The following is a 17924-nucleotide window of genomic DNA, read 5'->3' as shown; positions in this document are numbered from 1 at the left end:
GATATGGATACCTTATTACTTTCTCTTAAAAAGTATGTTTCTTCAGCTCTTCCAAAGAATAAACTGTCCCCCGCCATTTGAGTCCGCCCCTACTCAGAATCTTGACCATCGAGTTTAATACCGCCCAAAAGTACAGTATAGCTGATAAAGGATGAATTAAAACATACCTTAATGACACAACGGTGTACTTCTTCAAGTGATAATAAATAGCTACTAATATAATGATGGAAAACCCACACATTGCTCTAGCCCATTCAGATCCAAGGAACATTCCCGCGTATGGATAAACATGCAGAAAAAGAATGAACCAACAAAATGCTAAAGTTGGCAGAACTTTATAGTTAGTGCTTGCAAATTGATTTTTCTCAATACCTTTTAGCATGGCACCTAGGTTATCAAATAATTTTACTGATATTAAGCCTTTACTAAACCCGAAACCCTGTTTGTATCCCTTCAACACAACTAATTTACCTAAAGAAACGTCATCAACTGGTCGCATTGCTAATCTCTCGTAACCGCCAATTTCTTGATAGGTAGATCTTTTTATTAGGTTAAAAGCACCGATTCCAGCACTCTTACTAATTAGATAAAAACCAGTAACAACCATAACAAAAAAGGAGATAAAACCGCCGTAGAAAAAACCTTTGTAGGTTATATCAGGAGTGATTGTTAAGTGATCAAGCTTGTTTTCCAGCGAGTATTTTACGGTTTTCTTTAGACTTCCAGGGGAGAACATAACATCGGCATCCGTAAAAAGCAGCCACTCACCTGTTGCCTCTTTCACTCCTTGATAAACAGCATGGTTTTTACCTAACCAATTGGGAGGTAAATCTGAGATAGTTACAACTTTCAATTGCGGATATATAATCTTAAGTTCATCAAGAATCACTCCCGTGCGATCTGAAGAACGATCATTAACGACTATCACTTCAAAATTCGGATAATCTTGGTCGAGTAATTGACTAATCGCCTTTGCGATTGACTCTTCTTCATTACAAGCTGGGATTACCACAGATAATGAAGGATAAATGATACCCTTTTCTGAACAACTAGTACCACTAAAAATTGGTTTGCTCTTTAAATAGCTGAAGAACACTGAGCCCATAAGTATCAAAGTGGCAAGATTGATAAAGGCCAAAACTATGAAAAGTGTACTCATACGTTTCTCCTCTCAAATATATAATTGAAACTTGGTAATCACCTCTAATCAATTAATTTTTTATTACATTTCTATAATATTTTTCCATTTCCTCTTTTTCTACCTTTGATAAGAGATTTATTTCCAATAAAATAAAACAACCCTCGCTTTTTCAGGCGAGGATTTTCAAAACATTACTGTTTTGTTAGTGCTATCGGTTTTGCGCTGTGGATTGATTTCATAACATCAAATAAACCATTTTCAGATAGTGCCGCAATTATACCATTAAAATTGCCAGATTTATTCGCTTTTACCTTCCTTGAAACGGTCTATCAGTCCGATTAACATCAGAAGGTCTTTATCGGGCAGACCGTGCAGACCGTCAAGAGCTTTTTGAATCAGAATCGGTTCTGCCTCGCTCTCATCGAAAAAAGCTTTTGGAGTGACATTCAGATACTCACAGATATACAAAAATTCTTCAATAGATGGCAAGGAGCGCCCTGCGATAATGTTTTGTATATAGCTTCTGCTGTGCCCCAGATCAAGGCTCATTTTATATTCCGAAACGCCTTTTTTTAGGCGTAAATCCGTGATGCGCTTTCTGATAAATTCAACACCCACTACTCTCACCCCACTGTCATTAGTTATTATTCTATACTTTTGACAGTGGTAAAATTCACGCTGTAAGAGGTTTTTTGTATTGAATTATGCTTCTTAAAATGTTAATATATCCTAAAATGTACTTGTGGAGGCGGCAGATTGAATAAAAAGAAGCTGATAGTGGTGGAAAACGCCATCAAGGAAATCGCAAAACGTGACGGCGTTACCGTCGAATTTGTAAAAATGCAAATGAAGATCGCTATGATGAACGGAGTACGCAGTACTGATTCAAAGGCGAAATCATTTTGGGACAACATTTCGGGAAAAGGTAAGATTCTCACACCTGAAGAACTAATAATACATACCTCTGAACTTGTTAAGCAGCGGAAGTCCCAAGAATGAGCGCAGCCGAGAAGTGATTGATGTCCTTTTGAAATTGAAGGGCTGCTGCTCTGTGATACCTGTTTAAGCTCCCGGGTTGACATACTCGCTACATCATTTTCTGCTATAAAGGCTCTCATTTCTCCTCGGGAATTCCCCAGAGGATAACCGCCTGGGTGTAGTTCAAATTCGGATCCGAATTTGAACTGTCCTATCCAGCGGTGGGCTTGGCCCCATACTCTTCAAAAAGGCGCATGAGTTTATTGGCTGCTTTGGAGTAACTCCCCGATTTCTCCAACCATTTCCCCCATTCTCCATGATTGACCATGGATTTGAGCAACCTTACTCATAACCTATGTTCAAGCCCTCACTTGTGACAAAATAACGGCAAGACCGTAAGTGCCTAGGCACTTACGGTCTTGCCGTTATTTTGTTATAGGCTGGAGTAAAAATTCCTGAAAACCCCAATAAAGCTTTTCTACCTTTTCTGTCTGTTCAGGGTTATCGGCATTCACAGTTATTTTTGAGTTCCTTTTTTTTAGCTGCTACTTCTCTTTCGTAAAGATGCTCCCTGGCTAATATTTATCTACAACCACTCCAAACGATGATGCCTTGATATGGGGATTTCCAATAAGCATCTTTAATTCATCCTTTATGCCATAAACGATCACTCCTAAAATCGGAACATTATTCGGATCTGTATAGCCTTTGGTGACAAGTTCGTTATATATTTGGTTATACTTTTTATCTTTGCTACTTTTCAATGACTCCACGAAATTATAGTAGCTCCCGTAAAAATCGTCATTACCTCGATATGCCCTCACATTGACTCCTAAGGCGTCATATTCACTAATAAACGTAGCTTTACCGTCGTATTCGCTAGCTTCTTTTTTATAACGATCAAAAGCGTCTTTACTACAAGCGTCAACCCAATACCAAGATTTATTAACAATCGGCAATATCGTTTGAATATCTGCTACCTTATAGGGTTTATCGAAGGATATTCCAACTTGAATAAGTTTATCATCAGAAATCCTATCCAATTCATGCAGATCATTTTTGTATTCTTTATAGGAGATTTCCGGATGAAAGAAGATCATCTTGCTGTAGCCATTTTCCCAGTAATTACGGGGCCATTCGCCTGCTGAATGGCCACTGCCGCCCTGACTTCTTGACATAAAAAGTGGAGGAATCAGCCCAAAGGGCGCAGCCTTATTTTCCAGAACCACTGGTTTTTCACCAACAAGCCTAGAGACTGTGAAGTCGCTCCTCCCCCCTAAAAGGCCCATAGAGTCATCCGACTTGCTAATATAGCCGTTGGGTACATGCAGCTTAATGTTAGCTTCATTGAAGTCGAACATTTCATTACTTAATTTAATGGTTACGGCTGCATTAGCAACTAAAATACCTATTAACACTACCAGTGACGTTAGAATCGTCTTTATAGTAGACTTCTTTCGAACCTTTTTAATTGCCATATCTCGCTTATCATCCTCAAATATTTCATCCAATTCACGATTGTCCATACTCTTCCTCCACAACCTTTAAATTCGTACCATTTTTATTTTCACGTCTCGAATGTAACGATCCCATAACTCCTAGTAATCAAATTTTTCAGTAAAGGCCTTCCAAACAATGCCGATATTATATCCAATCAAACTTCCTGCAATTGTGTACTTAAGAGATAACCAATCAACGTGTTCAGGAAATGACGGAGGATATATTACAACAAATATCAGGCCAATAACCACTAGAGCATTGAAAAACCTACCGCTCCATTTGATCCATTTATCTGAAGCAGATTTCTGTTGATCATAATCCCAAAGTGGTTTCATAAACGGAAATATCCTAACATAAAATAGATTCCTTAAACTTCGGCTAAATATAAGGGAAGCCAAAACTTGCATCAATAATAAACCGGCTATGAGTCGTGGGGATACTCGTAAGTACAGTGGCACTACGAAAACTATCATTAACACTAATAAAAAGGGAATATTCATTACCAAACCTTCAATAAACCTTAATCTTCTTAATTGACTGGTTTCCACTTGGCCTCTCCCCCCTCCTCCTATGATTGACAAACGGAATTGCAGAAGATCCTCCCTACACTATATTCCACAATTCTCCTATATTTCCTCTTTAAGAGAACCTTCATTTGTATGCCCTCAACCTTGAGCTAGGATAGATCCCTTGGAATCTCTCGTATGATAATGCTAACCGCAAATGAATTCATTATGTTATAGCAACTTATTGTGCTTAAGTGGCAAGTGAATTAACGGCTCGTTTTGAGAGACACTTTTTCATTTTAAATTGTTATTTTTTATAGCATACAAATTTCACGCAAAACATAACTATATTTCAGGGCAAAAAAAAGATAAGAGGATGTCCCTTATCGCGCAGGCAAAGCAACCTATAGCATGGTGAGAAGTAGCTGGGTTTTGAGCTGGCTACTTTTTACCTTTCAGAAATAGTTTCACTTAAAAACTGTTTTTATCACCTCCACGACTAAAATCAGCAAACTAATTAGTAAGGAACAGGACCCGATCACAATCATAAATATCTCATATGTTTTCATGATCCAATTTCCTCCCTTCAGAAATTGGTCACATGCCCGCAAGCATAATATTTATGCGCATTACAAATACTTATGCTGTTATGAAGCCGTTAATTACTATTCGTAAAAATAAAGTCGTCCAAAAGAAGACAGAGGCTATTAAGCCTCTGTTAATGTTTTTATAGCAGTTCCTTCCATCAGCTCTTCAAATTCTATTACTGCTGAGTATATTTAGGAAACTCTCAAGCTTTCAATTGAACCTTTAATTCCTCAGTATCCATTGAACAACTTAATTGTTTATCAACTGTACCTTTTGTCAGGACAATACTGAAAGGCACTTTATTGGCACCGTATTTTTCAGCTAGGGTTTTCTTTCTGGAGATATCTACTTTAACAATCTTATACTTGTCACCACATTCTTTAACTACTTTTTCCAAGAGAGTGGTAAAAGCCAGACTTTCCTCGACCATTGGGTCAAAAAAAGAAAGAATAACAGGTCTTTCACTTTCCAAGACATTGGCTCGAAAATCATTAATCTCTTCTATATATCGTTCCGCGGCAACTGCTGCAGTTGCGCCATCCCCTGCTGCTGATACAACCTGTCTTAAATATTTCACTCTGTTGTCCCCAACGGCATAAACCCCTTCAAGGTTCGTTTCCATTAACTCGTTAACTGGGATATATCCTCTTGAATCCATTTTGACTCCGCTGTCTTTCAAGAAGCCAGTCGAAGGAATCATGCCTACAAAAAAGAAGATCCCCTGACAGGTGAGCAGAGAGCTTTCTCCGGTCTTAATGTTCTTGATTTTAACTCCCTCAACATTGGCTTTACCGATTACTTCTTCAATTGTGGAATTCCAGACAAAGTTCATTTTTTCGTTCTCAAACGCTTTTTCAGCACTTAGTTTATTACAATCGAGGATCCCTTCGTCATGTAAAACAATGGTAGTGACCTTATTAGCGTATTTTGTAATATACATGCCTTCTTCAATAGCCTGGTCGCCGCTGCCAACCACAACGACATCTTCACCTTCAAAAAATTCTGCATCACAGGTAGCACAATATGCCACACCACTCCCTCTTAATCTCATTTCACCGGGAATATTCAGGAGCCTTGGAATACTTCCGCAAGCTATGATCACTGCTTTTGCAGTAAAAGTCTGCCCTTTCTTGGTTTTAATGACTTTTTCTTCTTGGCATAAATCTACTTCCAGAACTTCATCCTTTAAAAATTCTGCTCCGAAACCTTCAGCATGATTTTTAAAATCTTTCATTAGTTTAGGCCCAGTAGTCTCCCCATATCCGGGATAGTTTACTATCTCCCTGGTAGTATGAGCCAATCCACCGATGGATCCTTTATTAATCACCAACGATTTCAATCTTGCCCTAGCGCCGTAAATAGCTGCAGATAAGCCTGCCGGTCCCCCGCCGATGATCACAATATCATAATTGTTCATTATGCACCTCTTAAATTAGATCCTCAATTTTTTCTACCATGTCTTCTTCTTCAACATCCCCCGCTAACTTTCCATAAAACTCCCCATCTTTGAAGAACAATAACTGAGGAACCCCCTTAAGGGAAAAACTTTTAAACAATGCCTTATCCTGCTCGACATCCAGTGCGTAAAACCCTACTTTACTTTGATACTTTTCCGCGACTTCTTCTAACCTGGGTACCACTTCTTTACATACATGACAATCATGCCTAGTAAATGCAACTACGCAGGCCTCATTGTTATCATAAATTGCTTTGTTAAAAAGGTCCGCATTAATTTTCTTTAATTCCATTTTTTACCTCCAAATCAGTCACTGAGGTTCTACCTTGAAGGTGAATTACGGTGGAACCTCAGTGAAATCAAATATACTTTAGCTGCTGTGTTATAGTTTGACTGACATTTTTATAGCATACTTTAGGTTATCAATATTTAAATATAGGTCGTATTCGCCAGATATACCTTCTCTGCTCACATAATACTGCACATCATTTTCCTTCTGTTCTTCAAAGGATACACAGGCAGCTGTGATGTCATGTACATCGGTGGGCACTAAATAGAACTTAGTACTATTTTCTCCTCTAAATTCCAGCAAAACCTGGGAACCTTCCGCAAAGGTACCACGCAGCGCCAAGCGATCTTCTTCAAGCACGAAGGACACCTCATATTTTCCCGGCAGGTCTACACCAGCCTCTTTAAACTTGACTTTCATGCCAAATTCAGGGTTAACTCCAAAACCACCTAAGAATTTACCTTTACCCAGTCCATAGTTCGTTTTTTCATCATATAAAGTAAGTCTTCTGGCTCTGTAGTAGTTACCGCCTTTAACCTTTAATTCATACATAACTTCATTATTGAGCAATTCTACAGTGATTGATTCCAAGGTCAGGTGGAGGTGTTCGTCTTTATGTTTATTTATCTGCATTGCCCCTAAATCGTCAGTGTGCTTGCCTCTGAAGGTTGAAATTCCGCCTGAGTGCACCATGTAGTGTCCTTCACCATAGTAATCCACGTTGGAGATATAGGGAGAATAGAATTCTGATCCTCTTTCTTTACCATACTGCCAGACTTGTTCAATTTCCATTTTGTCAGTATCTATCCTGTAAATAACCCCTCTGGAGAAATTATCATTCGGCGGCACTCTGTTTTCTGTGGTTTTGGATCGATAGGTTCCGTTATCAAACATGAAAACGTCTCCGTTAGGTAAAATTCTAGCTGCATGCTGCTCATACTGCCAGTCAAAGTCACCTTTAGTTACATTTTTGAAGAAATATTTTTGCCACTCTTCCCCCCAGCCTGCAGGGTCACCAATAATCCAGTTTAACTTGCCGGTATCATAATTGAAGTTTATGACAGCATCCTGGTGCCGCCCGGACATAGTGATGGAATTGGTGGGTTTGTCATACCAAACAGCGTTATTGTGGAACCAGTCATGATGATTCCAGTCTCCCGCTTTACCTTGTTCTCTGGGTAAGATCTTGAGCAAATCCCAGGATTTAACGATAGCACCGCTTTCTCTATCGATTTCTACCACATAGTCTTCCACAGATTCATTGAAATCGTTATCCGAGGCAGCTAATAAGTTACCGTTTTCTAATTCAATGGCATCATGATGAAATCCCCCCGGCAGCCGATATTCGGCATAGATCTTACCACAAAAGCCCAGTTCCATAAGTCCTGCAGTATAATAGGGCTTTTGCATTGAGCGGTATGAGGATACTAATAGTCTTCCGTTGGCCAGTTGTTTAATATCCCAGCTTGCTTTTTCCGTCATCACCCATCTTAAATCACCGGCATAATCAAACCCGCAAGTTCTGGCGGAATCAACCAAAGGAGTAGCCGTCGATATAATCATAAGATCTTTACCAAAATACTCATAGGTGGTATCGCAAGAAAATGCTTTGTTAATGTTTAATTCATCCACTTCGATTTTGACCTCAGCTGTCTTGCCATTTTCCAGGGTTAAGACTACGCTATTTTCATAAGCGTCATATAAGCCATAAATGGGCAATACCTGCTCCTTGGCAGCACTAAATGTGTGTTCAATATCCCCTTCCACTGCTTTGCCTTTTACGGTTACTTTTACAGCTAGTTCTTCTTCGGTATTAAAACAAATCACTGCAGCTAATGGGTTAATCAAATAGGGATTTTTAACGATATAAGGATTTTCTAAAGTATAGTTTCCTGCTCTAAACTCAGCTAAAAATGCTTCTTCGGATTCATGTTGTAAGGTAATTAAATGTTTTTGAGTGTCTAAATAGTTTTTCATCATTTTCTCTCCTTTAAGTCTCTTTTTTTATCATATATTTTACCGTAGTGGGCCATTGGCATACCGCTACGCCTTCCCCTAAGTCCCGAGCAAAAACTTTTCGGTACTCTAACTAATTCATAGTTGGGACTATGTAAATGACAGCAATAATGTGTATAATAGTCTAACTACATCTTAGTTTCCGTAAAAATTGGACGATAGCAACAAACAGAGGCAGGTGCTACCCTTGCGTATTGAGCATCTCTATTATTTAGTTGAGATAGCAAAAACAAAATCCATAACACTTTCTGCAGAGCATCTCTTCATTTCTCAGCAAGGCTTAAGCCAAGCTATTCAGAAACTCGAAGCAGATTTAAATGTTGCTTTGTTTCGGCGCAGTCGCCAAGGAGTCTCTCTTACAGAGGCTGGTAATCTGGCTGTAGAAAAAGCAAAGGAAGTTATTCTTAAATACGAAGAATTACTGGAGTGTATGGAACCCTATTCCGAGATAGACAGGCCAACTTCCAGTGATAAATTATGCATTAGCACGACTCCCCATATGAGCCATTACCTTCCTCCGATTTTAGATTCATTTCGAGAAAAGCATCCTGAAGTTAATCTGCACATTGAAGAACAAAAACCGGATGATATTGTAACTAAGCTTAATGAAGGGCTTATTGATCTAGGACTTGTCAACCTGCCTGCTTATTACAGTCATCCACTTTTAAACAACAACCATGTTCACTTTGAAAAATTCCGCAGCCATGAATTTTCAGCTTGCGTGGCTAAATCATCTCCCTTAGCTAAGAAGATCGTGTTTAAAAAAACCGAGATCAGGAAGTATCCGATTGTAGTCTACAATCTTGAACCTTATTTAGAAATGCTATCCCGGATGTTCGGGGATTTGAGTAAGCTGGACATCATAGCGAAAACAAACAGCAGAGAAATTTACTTAAAAACCATTATCCACAGCAAAGCCATCGGAATTACTACCCTCTCGGATGTAAACTTATTTCGTGAAAACTCAATTGTCGCAATACCGATTAAGGATAGCCTTTGCCTTGATTTTGGCTGGCTGGTGTCTACTCAGCAACCTCTATCCTCAATAAGCCAGGATCTTCTGGGAATTTACAAAAACTACATGACTAGTAATCTATCCTTTTAACTCTGGCCAAAGCTGTGGAGGTTATCTATACGCAGAGTATATTTGATTTGCGTTATTAATCACAAACAATCATTTGATGTCTTTGTCACAATTAATCTTTGTAAATACATAAAAAAACAATCCAGTACTTAAGGAGAGTAGGGAATTTAGCTATAAGCTAAGTCCCCTACTCTCTTTGCTTTTCGATATGAAGTCGGCCATACACGCACTATTTAGTAGTTTTTTAAAACCTCAGAACCACTCATACCCTCAGGGTTCATCACAAGTTGTCTACAAGAATTTCGGGTTAAAACTTATTAGTTTTTTTAATAGGAGTTATTAGTACAACAAATAGTTGGTATCCTCCTCAATAAATCGTTGTTGGTCAAAAGTAGTTCAACCACTTACACTGTGCTTGACATAACCTTCACAAACCTGAGGAAAAAGCCTCTTAACTTAACCCGGAATATCGAACATCACTATGATAACAGAAAGGATGTGGCCCCAGCAAAAGTACAGAATCAAGACAAAGCATAGTAAGGGCACGATGTTTGAATAATACGCGGGAGGTAATGTATGTCAAAATTCCAGATTGAGTTGTGAAAGAAATTATTGTCACATGAATTCGATGGTTCTCTGGACTAATACTTAAATTATTATTAAGGGAGTGAAGTTCGTGGTAAATGAAACTAAAATCAAAAATAACTACTTTGACGGCCTTCCCGTAAGTAAGACTCATCTGTTCCTCTTTATTCTCATTGTCCTATCTTATTTCTTTGAGCAATTGGATAACAATAACTTCTCCTTTATTGCACCAGCCATCTTGAAAAATGGCTTCATTGCCGATAAAACTCAACTTGCAACGGTTACCTCTACGTATTTCTTAGGAATGACCTTGGGTGGATTCTTCGGTGGTATGATTTCCGACTTAATCGGACGCCGTAAAACCTTTCTTATGGCTATGGTTATCTTCTCATCCATGTCGATTCTTAATGGTTTGACAAGTGATTTTTCTGTCTTCGTTTTTGCCAGAGCAGCAACAGGTTTTGGTATTTTCATGATGATGGTTACTTCGATTGCCTATATTGCGGAAATATCTCCTGGAGAGAGCCGTGGAAAATGGCAAAGCTTATGTGCTGCCGGCGGTTTCTGTGCTATGCCAGTTATCGGTATGATTTCCAGAGCGATTATTCCTATGAGTGCCGACGCTTATCGAATCATCTTTTACTTAGGTGGAGCAGGATTCCTGACCTTCTTCCTCGGACTTAAATATCTAAAAGAATCCCCGCGCTGGCTTGTATCCAAGGGCAGAATAGCAGAGGCCGAAGAGGTTGTAAAATTCATTACTGGTGTAGCAGTAGACCTCAGCGATGCGGCAAAAAACACCCCCCCGAAAGTTAACGCCATGGAACAGTTTATTGGTATGTTCTCCGGCAAATATCTCAAACGGACCATCATATTGCTTCTGATTGGTGTTCCATTGAATATAGCGAGTTTTGCAATTTCTGTCTGGACGCCAACCCTTGTTAACTCTGCATTAGGCTTTACTTTAGAGCAAAGTCTAACAATCGGTACAGCCTTTATGTTCGGTGGTCCAGTGGGCCTGTTCCTCTCCTCACCGTTCTCTGATAAAGGCGGCCGTAAGATTCCCATGGGTATTGGTACTTTCATCTGGGCAGCCTTAGCCGTATGGTTTGCCTTTGCAGGAAATAACTATATGCTCATTATGATTCTAGCCTTTGGACTTAACGCGTTAGGTATGGGTGTCGGCTTTATTGCCATGGCATATGTACCTGAACATTATCCGACCAAAATGCGTAACACCTCAGTTGGGATAATCAATGCTATACAACGTCTTGGAGTTTCAGGATCTCAACTCTTTGTTCCGGCACTTATGGCAGGTTATGGTTTCAAAAATCTCTACGTAGGTTTTGCAGGACTTCTTATGTTCTCCTCACTAGCCGTTCTGCTACTGGGCCAGAGCACCGGTGGAAGATCCTTGGAAGAAATCGATTAAGTTTTTAAAAGAAAGATGACAGAGCTACCTCTTACGGATAAGGGTAGCTCTGTCATCTTATTTTCTCTAAAAAGAAAATTAATCATAGCAAAGAAAAGACCTTGGTAACCCATGTGAAAACCAAAGGCCATGATTTGGTCAATGATTGACTTGTATAAAGCTAAGTAATATCTGACTAAAATAATAAGAAGACAGAGGCTATTAAGCCCCTGTTAATTTTTTTATAGCAGTCCCTTTAACTATCGTAACCCCTCCTGCACCTGATCCCGCTACCTTACAGTCTCTCTGCTATTTTACCGATCAGCCCGCTTACCTCACTCTTATACCTTTCATGAGCTTCCGGATCTGCCGGAGCCAGCTTAGTCAGTTCCTTCAGCAGCTCTTCAAATTCTCTAGCTATATTGTTGTAGAGAAAGCTGACTTTGTTGGCGGATAGCTTGATTCGGGCGACTTTAAAAAGATATAAAACTAACGGATTCAACAACAACTGATTTGTATGATCCGCCCCTATATTGAAACCTGCCAGTGGGGAAAATGCCTCGCCTGCCGATGGCAGGTGATTTTGCGGCCTAAGGGCCGCCTCTTATGGATCACTGATTTACCTGGATACGTAGCAGCAGCCTTGACAGGCTGCTATTGATATTAGTGACATTATGTCTTGCAAATTCTTTACTAAATTTTATGATCAAAGATAAAAACGCCCCTCAGTTAAGAGAGGCGCTACAGAGGAGGTAAAGAGAGACAGCGGTCTATATTTCAACCGTTATGTCGGGTATTTTTCGACTATACTAAGCATAGAACAAACATGTTACCGTTCAGTGACTTTGATATGTAGAATGTGTGAAATCTAACGGAAAAATATGCCTGCTTTTCATGCTGGAACATCTCCTGGACATGTTGAATAGTATAAATCAAGAAACCTCTCATTCTTATGGGAATCTAAGATAAAGAGGTGAACTATATGATTTGTGTAGCACTGATAATAATTATTATTTTATTGCTTATAATTATTGGGCAATTACTATGGCTTCAGAGACCGATCTTTCCAAAACCACAACCTTGTCGCAGATTACTATTTTCTTAACAAATTTAGCCTGGGTGTTATTGTCATAGCCTATGTGTTCAAGCCCTCGATGTGACAAAATAATGGGAAGCCGTAATGCGCCTAGGCTCTTTACGGCTTCCCATTATTTTGTCATAAATATCCTAGACAAGGGTAACCCCTTCCGGACAAGGTGCATTACCGATCAAAAACAAAAGACTTCACAACTGCAAAATACTCCCTCAAATAAGCATTAGGCCTCAAATACCAAGGCGTCGGTGATGAAACACCTACTGGATTCAGTCCATTACGCCTTGCTAGAAACTTCGAGCGAAACATATGGAAATCGTTGGTGATGACCAACACAGGCTCAGAAGGTTCATAACTCGATTGTTGCCCAAGAAGCTCTCGGGTATAACGGAAATTCTCCATCGTACTTGTCGACTGTTCTTCCTTGATTATCCGTTCCTTTGCGATACCCTGTTCAACCAAATAACGCTGCATTGCCTCGGCTTCAGTAATCCATTCTCCAGGCCCCTTTCCCCCAGAAACAACAACTTTCATATCCTTATTATCCTGTAGAATTCTTAAGCCCTTATCTACCCGTTCCCAAAGAGTCCAAGAGAGTTTATCTCCATTAAGGCCCGCTCCAAGAATGATAAGGTAGCCAACTTGGCCTGGCAGTGGATCCTTGGTATTATACAGCAATAAACTTTCAATTAGCATAAATGAAACTAGCACCATCACCATACTCAAACGAACCAACTGACGAACCTTTAGCCAGCGATTTTTAAAAAAATGTTGCCTTAGATAGTCACTCTTATATCCCCAAAAGAGCATAGCTACTCCAAGAAAGCCAGGCAGAAGGGTTCCAAGATTGATCCCCCCATTGAGTACAAGAACGAAGAGCGTATCCAGTATTCCTACCCATCCCAATATGATGAACATAATCGAAGCTCGGTTCTTTGCCAATTCCCCTCTTCTCCTTTTCCTAGATTCCCCAGAGATCTTTGGAACAACTGTGTATTTAAGTGATAATCAATTTATCAATTAACAGAAGCGCAGAAGATCTTTTTGCATATACATTCCACAGTAATCCTGTATTTCCTCTTTAAGAGAGCTCAGTTAACGGAAGGAACAGAAAATATAACCTGATATTCCCCATTCTCCATGATTGACCATGGATTTGCCTCCGTTAGGTGCCGTCTGTTTTTCATAGCCAATGTAATCATGCCTCACTTATGACAAAATAATGACGGTAAAATGCCTAGGCATTTTACCGTCATTATTTTGTCATATTTAAATTCCAGCTTTTTTTTGATAGCTATCTAAAGCCTTCTGTGTTAACTGGGCAGTTTTATGCTCCCCTAGTCCATTCTGAATTCTCACAGCCTGTTCCAAAAAGTCTGCACACGTCTGAAAGTAGCCACCGAGCTTAGTATAGATCCCCACAATAGTTCCTATGTTGGGTAATTGTTGGGCTAGATCCTCGAAATTACCTGTGTCTTCAGCATTGTCTACTTGAGTTTTTAGCTGTATGAGGATTGCACCAGTCTGCTCTTCCAATTCTTTAACAGCATCTTCACCAGTTCCAAGAATACTATGTGCTACACCCTTCAAATAGGTGATGACTTTCTCTCTATCCTCAGCTTTAAATTTTTTACCAAAATACTGGGTCATCTTTTTCTTGACATTTTTAGTGGTTCCTTGGGCTTTGAGTAAGGACAATAACATATTTACGGTATACGGGGAATTGTCCAGATCGAACAGGACAGTATCCATGTCGATGCAGTTGTCTAGAAGTAATTGCTTCATCTAGCACCATCCTTAATGATAATCTACTTCATGTGAGAAGATACCTTTATGAACTAATCTAGTAATACTCAATGTTTTATATTCTACATTTTCTTACATAAGCCTGCAAAAAAACAGAATAAATATGATCAAAAAAAGATACCCGCAGATAAGAGGTGATCATTAATAGCAGAAACCCGGCTCGCCACACCGGGTTTCTGCTTCATACGGGATACTAAAATCGTTGATACCACCACGAATGACCTCTATGACCCTTCACACTGTACTATATGTCCCTGTCCCGGAAAGGGTGACAAATGGCCGTCGAAAGAGGCAGGGGGGTAAATTCATATAGCATTATCATATTTGCTCCAAGTAATAGAATTAATAATTTTGTCGATATAGCTTTTCTGCTCTTTAGAGAAAGAAGTTGTATCTGTAAAAAAAGAAATCCTTAATACCCCGCTGGTATCTGACTTTTTTAACCAATACTCCAACCCCGAAATCTTGTAGCTTTCACCAAAAGATGCAGTCCATTCGGTTAAATAACCGTTATCATTGGCTATTTTAATCGGTTGAAGTGAATAGGAATGAAAATCGAAAGTACTAATTCTCTTACTATTAACCAAATAATTTTCCAGATCATCTAGGTTCCAGATTTGTATATACCCTCTGATTAATATGGTCTGATCATTCAGGTAAACACTATAGAGTAGTTGTCCGCTTTCAGTAATAGGGGTTTCCATAACTTTGGTTGATTCTGAAAGATTTACGACAAGTTGATTATTAAAATTATGTTTTAAGACCTTTGTGTTTATGTAGCTATTAACCGAAAGAAAAGGGTTTAGCATAATTAGCGCTAGGCAAAATCCTAGCACTACCCCTAGAATAATATGCTTTTTCACATAACTCCCCCAATAGGTTTTATTAAACCTTATTGGAGGGGATGACTTTTTATAACAATATTGTCTGTAGCTCCATGTCTAATATTTAGCTACAATTACTCCAAATGATGAACTCTTAATATGGAGATTTCCAATAAGCATCTACAAATGAAGGGTTCTCTTAAGGAGGAAATATAAGGTGATTGAAGTCATAAAAGCAGAAACCCGGCGTACAACACCGGGCTTCTGCTTCAAATGATATAAAAAACGTGAATAATACGTCGAATAGGAATCATTAGGTTCTATAAAGTAAAGCAGCGGGTAATTTTACCCCAGACCAGCGGCGAAACAACTGCAGTTCCCCCTAATACAGTAGCCCGTTGAATATCAAGGTTGTGATCCGCGAAGAAATTCGTCACAGCAGTACTGTCAAGGTTTTTATCTACTAAAATAATGGGACTTCCGGTCCGGGCAGCCAAGGCTGAACCTGCCAGCGCATCCGGAAAATTATCCCCGGTTGCCAGATACACCTGGTTAAAGCTATTGCCTAACCCCTTAGCGATAGCAATTCCTGTTTGATACTGATCGATCCCCGAATAACGCTTGACACCGGTCAACTGCCCTTCCACCTCTGCACTAACAACCGCTGTCCCGCCAACAACGATGGTTTCCGTCACCTTAAGCTTTTGCAGTGCTGTTTTTGTTGCCGGAGGAAGCTCCCCTCGTTCAGTGAGCAAAATCGGAATCCCATGATAGGCAGCCCATGAGGAGATGGCTAAAGCATCAGGAAAGTTCCGACCATAGGCAATAACAGCCTTCCCGGAGATTTCCGGGTTCACATCCAGCAAGTACTCGGCTATTTGTGCCGCAGTTTCAAATTGATCATATCCGGATAAACGCGTTACATCAGAGTTCTGTTTAATCTGATCCTCCACTTCTTGGGATACGACAGCTGTCCCGCCTACGATGATCACTTTTGAGGGATTTAAGCGCTGAAGCTCTTCTTCCACAGCAGGCGTTAAGTGTGTGCTCTCAGTAAGCAAGACAGGAGCATCATATTCATGAGCCAGAGGGGCGGCGGCCAGCGCATCAGGAAAATTAACAACAGTCGCCAAAATGACTGTCGAAGCCCCATTAGGCCAACCCTCTTGAGATATTTTTACCGACGTGTCCATGGCATCGTTGCCCGCAAGCCTTGTAAAAGCAGTATTGTCGAATGACCCAACTTGAGCCGAGCTTTTCACAGGGGAACTGCTACCTCCGGTGAAATCCCCTATTTCATAGGATCCACCATAGGAGCCGTTACCATGCTGACCATCACTATTAACTCCCCATGCCCAGATACTCCCACCATTTTGGCGGGCAATATTGAACCCAAAGCCTGAAGCGATGGCTGTCACATTCTTTAATTCTTTGACTTGAACAGGATTCTTTACCAGGGGCTCTGTTTCAAAATCAGCAGCGTTTCCAAGCTGCCCCCAGATGTTAGCCCCCCAGGACCATACGGTGCCGTCGGTTTTTAGGGCCATGCTGAGATAAGTTCCTGCGACTATACCATGCACGTGATTTAAGCCACTAATTTGCAGGGGGGTACTCCAATTCTCTGCGGAATTACGATCACCGAGTTGAAATAAATCATTGGATCCCCATCCCCAAACAGTCCCATCGCTTTTTAGAGCAAGGCTATGACTGTACCCTGCACTAATACTTACGACATCTGAAAGAGATAAAACCTGCTGAGCATGAGCGACGGAATTGTGGACTCCTTGATCATCCACGAGCAGGCCGCCCCAGGTCCACACTGTTCCATCTTTTTTCAAGGCTAAAGCAAAGGCACTTCCGGCAGATATTTTAGTGATATCGGTTAATTTGTTGCCGTAGCTATCAATTTGAATTTGGGCAGGTATATTGGAAAACCCGCCGGAGGTATTCGTGAGTTGATTTCCATATGGTTCACTTCCCCAAGCCCAAACCGTCCCATCAGACTTTAAGGCTAGACTATAGTCCATTCCTGCTGCGATGGCAATAATATCCGTTAGGCCTTGAACTTGAAGAGGGGTATATGATCTAAGAAACTCATCGGGCATGTAATAACTCGGCCCTCCGGCAATTAATTCGATCTTGCCATATCCACCCTGTCCGTACTCATTATTTCCCCAGCCCCAAACTGTGCCGTCCTTTTTCAAGGCCAATGAATGGGCACCGCCTGCAGCAACAGCGATAACGTTTGTCAAATCGTTAACTTTAACAGGAGTTGCACTATTATGAAGATCACTGCGATTATTGCCTAATTGACCCTCTGAATTATCTCCCCAAGCCCAAACGCTCCCGTCACTGTCAAGAGCCAGGCTATGCACAAAGCCAGCTGAAATCGTTGATAAACTAGCGCTTCCTGCTTGGACTGAAACTTCTGCAGCCAATGCCGGTGTAGAATTTAAAACTACTGAGGCAGGAAGAAGCATTCCTAGAAGCATAAGAGCCATAAAGCAACTAGATATCTTTTTTCTCAGTGGTTTTTTTAGCATATAGTCTCCTTTTAAATAATTATTTTTCAGAACAAATATTATTTAACCGTACTTTGGATTAACCTTCAAGTGCAAATATCTGGGAATTAATGATGCTACATTAA

16 protein-coding genes are annotated in these 17924 nt (G+C 40.2%); 3 read left to right on the top strand and 13 right to left on the bottom strand.

Features of this window, described 5'->3' with window-relative positions:
- Window positions 1-25: 25 nt before the first annotated feature.
- Complete coding sequence (locus DESMER_RS06145; protein ID WP_014902205.1) at window positions 26-1159, bottom strand: glycosyltransferase family 2 protein; 1134 nt, start codon at window positions 1157-1159, stop codon at window positions 26-28.
- Between the two features lie 279 nt (window positions 1160-1438).
- Window positions 1439-1768: a helix-turn-helix domain-containing protein gene (locus DESMER_RS06140; RefSeq protein ID WP_014902204.1), complete on the bottom strand. Its 330-nt coding sequence runs from the start codon at window positions 1766-1768 to the stop codon at window positions 1439-1441.
- Between the two features lie 129 nt (window positions 1769-1897).
- Between DESMER_RS06140 and DESMER_RS24105 the strand changes: the two genes are divergently transcribed.
- On the top strand, window positions 1898-2140 hold the full coding sequence (locus DESMER_RS24105) for a hypothetical protein (protein ID WP_014902203.1): 243 nt from the start codon (window positions 1898-1900) through the stop codon (window positions 2138-2140).
- Between the two features lie 190 nt (window positions 2141-2330).
- On the opposite strand, the gene DESMER_RS24295 is transcribed toward DESMER_RS24105, so the two are convergent.
- From DESMER_RS24295 to DESMER_RS06110, 6 genes are all read right to left on the bottom strand, one after another.
- A complete protein-coding gene (locus tag DESMER_RS24295) occupies window positions 2331-2447 on the bottom strand; it encodes a DUF3102 domain-containing protein (protein ID WP_242831053.1) in 117 nt (38 codons plus the stop codon).
- 247 nt (window positions 2448-2694) lie between these two features.
- Window positions 2695-3645, bottom strand: a complete 951-nt coding sequence (locus DESMER_RS06130) for an anti-sigma factor (RefSeq protein ID WP_014902202.1) — start codon at window positions 3643-3645, stop codon at window positions 2695-2697.
- A gap of 72 nt (window positions 3646-3717) precedes the next feature.
- Window positions 3718-4167, bottom strand: coding sequence for a hypothetical protein (locus DESMER_RS06125; protein ID WP_014902201.1), 450 nt, complete (start codon window positions 4165-4167; stop codon window positions 3718-3720).
- A gap of 748 nt (window positions 4168-4915) precedes the next feature.
- Window positions 4916-6130 (bottom strand): FAD-dependent oxidoreductase, encoded by a 1215-nt coding sequence (locus DESMER_RS06120; protein WP_014902199.1) that lies wholly within the window; start codon window positions 6128-6130, stop codon window positions 4916-4918.
- Window positions 6131-6140: 10 nt separating this feature from the next.
- On the bottom strand, window positions 6141-6461 hold the full coding sequence (locus DESMER_RS06115) for a thioredoxin family protein (protein WP_014902198.1): 321 nt from the start codon (window positions 6459-6461) through the stop codon (window positions 6141-6143).
- A gap of 90 nt (window positions 6462-6551) precedes the next feature.
- Complete coding sequence (locus DESMER_RS06110; RefSeq protein ID WP_042333441.1) at window positions 6552-8435, bottom strand: aryl-sulfate sulfotransferase; 1884 nt, start codon at window positions 8433-8435, stop codon at window positions 6552-6554.
- A gap of 226 nt (window positions 8436-8661) precedes the next feature.
- Here DESMER_RS06110 and DESMER_RS06105 point away from each other — a divergent pair, with 226 nt between their 5' ends.
- Both DESMER_RS06105 and DESMER_RS06100 read left to right on the top strand, forming a co-directional pair.
- Window positions 8662-9579, top strand: coding sequence for a LysR family transcriptional regulator (locus tag DESMER_RS06105; protein WP_014902196.1), 918 nt, complete (start codon window positions 8662-8664; stop codon window positions 9577-9579).
- A 655-nt stretch (window positions 9580-10234) separates the two neighbouring features.
- On the top strand, window positions 10235-11575 hold the full coding sequence (locus DESMER_RS06100; RefSeq protein WP_014902195.1) for an MFS transporter: 1341 nt from the start codon (window positions 10235-10237) through the stop codon (window positions 11573-11575).
- 274 nt (window positions 11576-11849) lie between these two features.
- On the opposite strand, the gene DESMER_RS06095 is transcribed toward DESMER_RS06100, so the two are convergent.
- The 5 genes from DESMER_RS06095 to DESMER_RS06075 all read right to left on the bottom strand — a co-directional run bounded on the left by DESMER_RS06095 (window position 11850) and on the right by DESMER_RS06075 (window position 17820).
- Window positions 11850-12056: a hypothetical protein gene (locus tag DESMER_RS06095; protein WP_148275259.1), complete on the bottom strand. Its 207-nt coding sequence runs from the start codon at window positions 12054-12056 to the stop codon at window positions 11850-11852.
- A gap of 759 nt (window positions 12057-12815) precedes the next feature.
- Window positions 12816-13589 carry a YdcF family protein gene (locus tag DESMER_RS06090; RefSeq protein ID WP_014902194.1) on the bottom strand — a complete coding sequence of 258 codons (774 nt, stop codon included), beginning with the start codon at window positions 13587-13589 and terminating at the stop codon, window positions 12816-12818.
- A gap of 327 nt (window positions 13590-13916) precedes the next feature.
- A complete protein-coding gene (locus DESMER_RS06085; protein WP_014902193.1) occupies window positions 13917-14432 on the bottom strand; it encodes a hypothetical protein in 516 nt (171 codons plus the stop codon).
- 326 nt (window positions 14433-14758) lie between these two features.
- The gene (locus DESMER_RS06080; RefSeq protein WP_014902192.1) at window positions 14759-15316 is read right to left on the bottom strand and encodes a hypothetical protein; all 558 of its coding nucleotides are present in this window, start codon (window positions 15314-15316) and stop codon (window positions 14759-14761) included.
- A gap of 281 nt (window positions 15317-15597) precedes the next feature.
- Window positions 15598-17820, bottom strand: coding sequence for an RCC1 domain-containing protein (locus DESMER_RS06075; protein ID WP_014902191.1), 2223 nt, complete (start codon window positions 17818-17820; stop codon window positions 15598-15600).
- Between the last annotated feature and the right edge of the window lie 104 nt (window positions 17821-17924).

The sequence above is a fragment of the Desulfosporosinus meridiei DSM 13257 genome (genome assembly GCF_000231385.2).
Classification (GTDB): domain Bacteria; phylum Bacillota; class Desulfitobacteriia; order Desulfitobacteriales; family Desulfitobacteriaceae; genus Desulfosporosinus; species Desulfosporosinus meridiei.
Note: the sequence above shows the minus strand (reverse complement) of the source record. Positions and strands in the feature narration are given on the sequence as shown.

What these genes read in the sequence shown, in the direction of transcription:
- DESMER_RS06145 (WP_014902205.1), bottom strand. Translation starts at nt 1,159, where the DNA reads ATGAGTACACTTTTCATAGTTTTGGCCTTTATCAATCTTGCCACTTTG.
- DESMER_RS24295 (WP_242831053.1), bottom strand. Translation starts at nt 2,447, where the DNA reads ATGGTCAATCATGGAGAATGGGGGAAATGGTTGGAGAAATCGGGGAGT.
- DESMER_RS06130 (WP_014902202.1), bottom strand. Translation starts at nt 3,645, where the DNA reads ATGGACAATCGTGAATTGGATGAAATATTTGAGGATGATAAGCGAGAT.
- DESMER_RS06120 (WP_014902199.1), bottom strand. Translation starts at nt 6,130, where the DNA reads ATGAACAATTATGATATTGTGATCATCGGCGGGGGACCGGCAGGCTTA.
- DESMER_RS06115 (WP_014902198.1), bottom strand. Translation starts at nt 6,461, where the DNA reads ATGGAATTAAAGAAAATTAATGCGGACCTTTTTAACAAAGCAATTTAT.
- DESMER_RS06110 (WP_042333441.1), bottom strand. Translation starts at nt 8,435, where the DNA reads ATGAAAAACTATTTAGACACTCAAAAACATTTAATTACCTTACAACAT.
- DESMER_RS06085 (WP_014902193.1), bottom strand. Translation starts at nt 14,432, where the DNA reads ATGAAGCAATTACTTCTAGACAACTGCATCGACATGGATACTGTCCTG.
- DESMER_RS06075 (WP_014902191.1), bottom strand. Translation starts at nt 17,820, where the DNA reads ATGCTAAAAAAACCACTGAGAAAAAAGATATCTAGTTGCTTTATGGCT.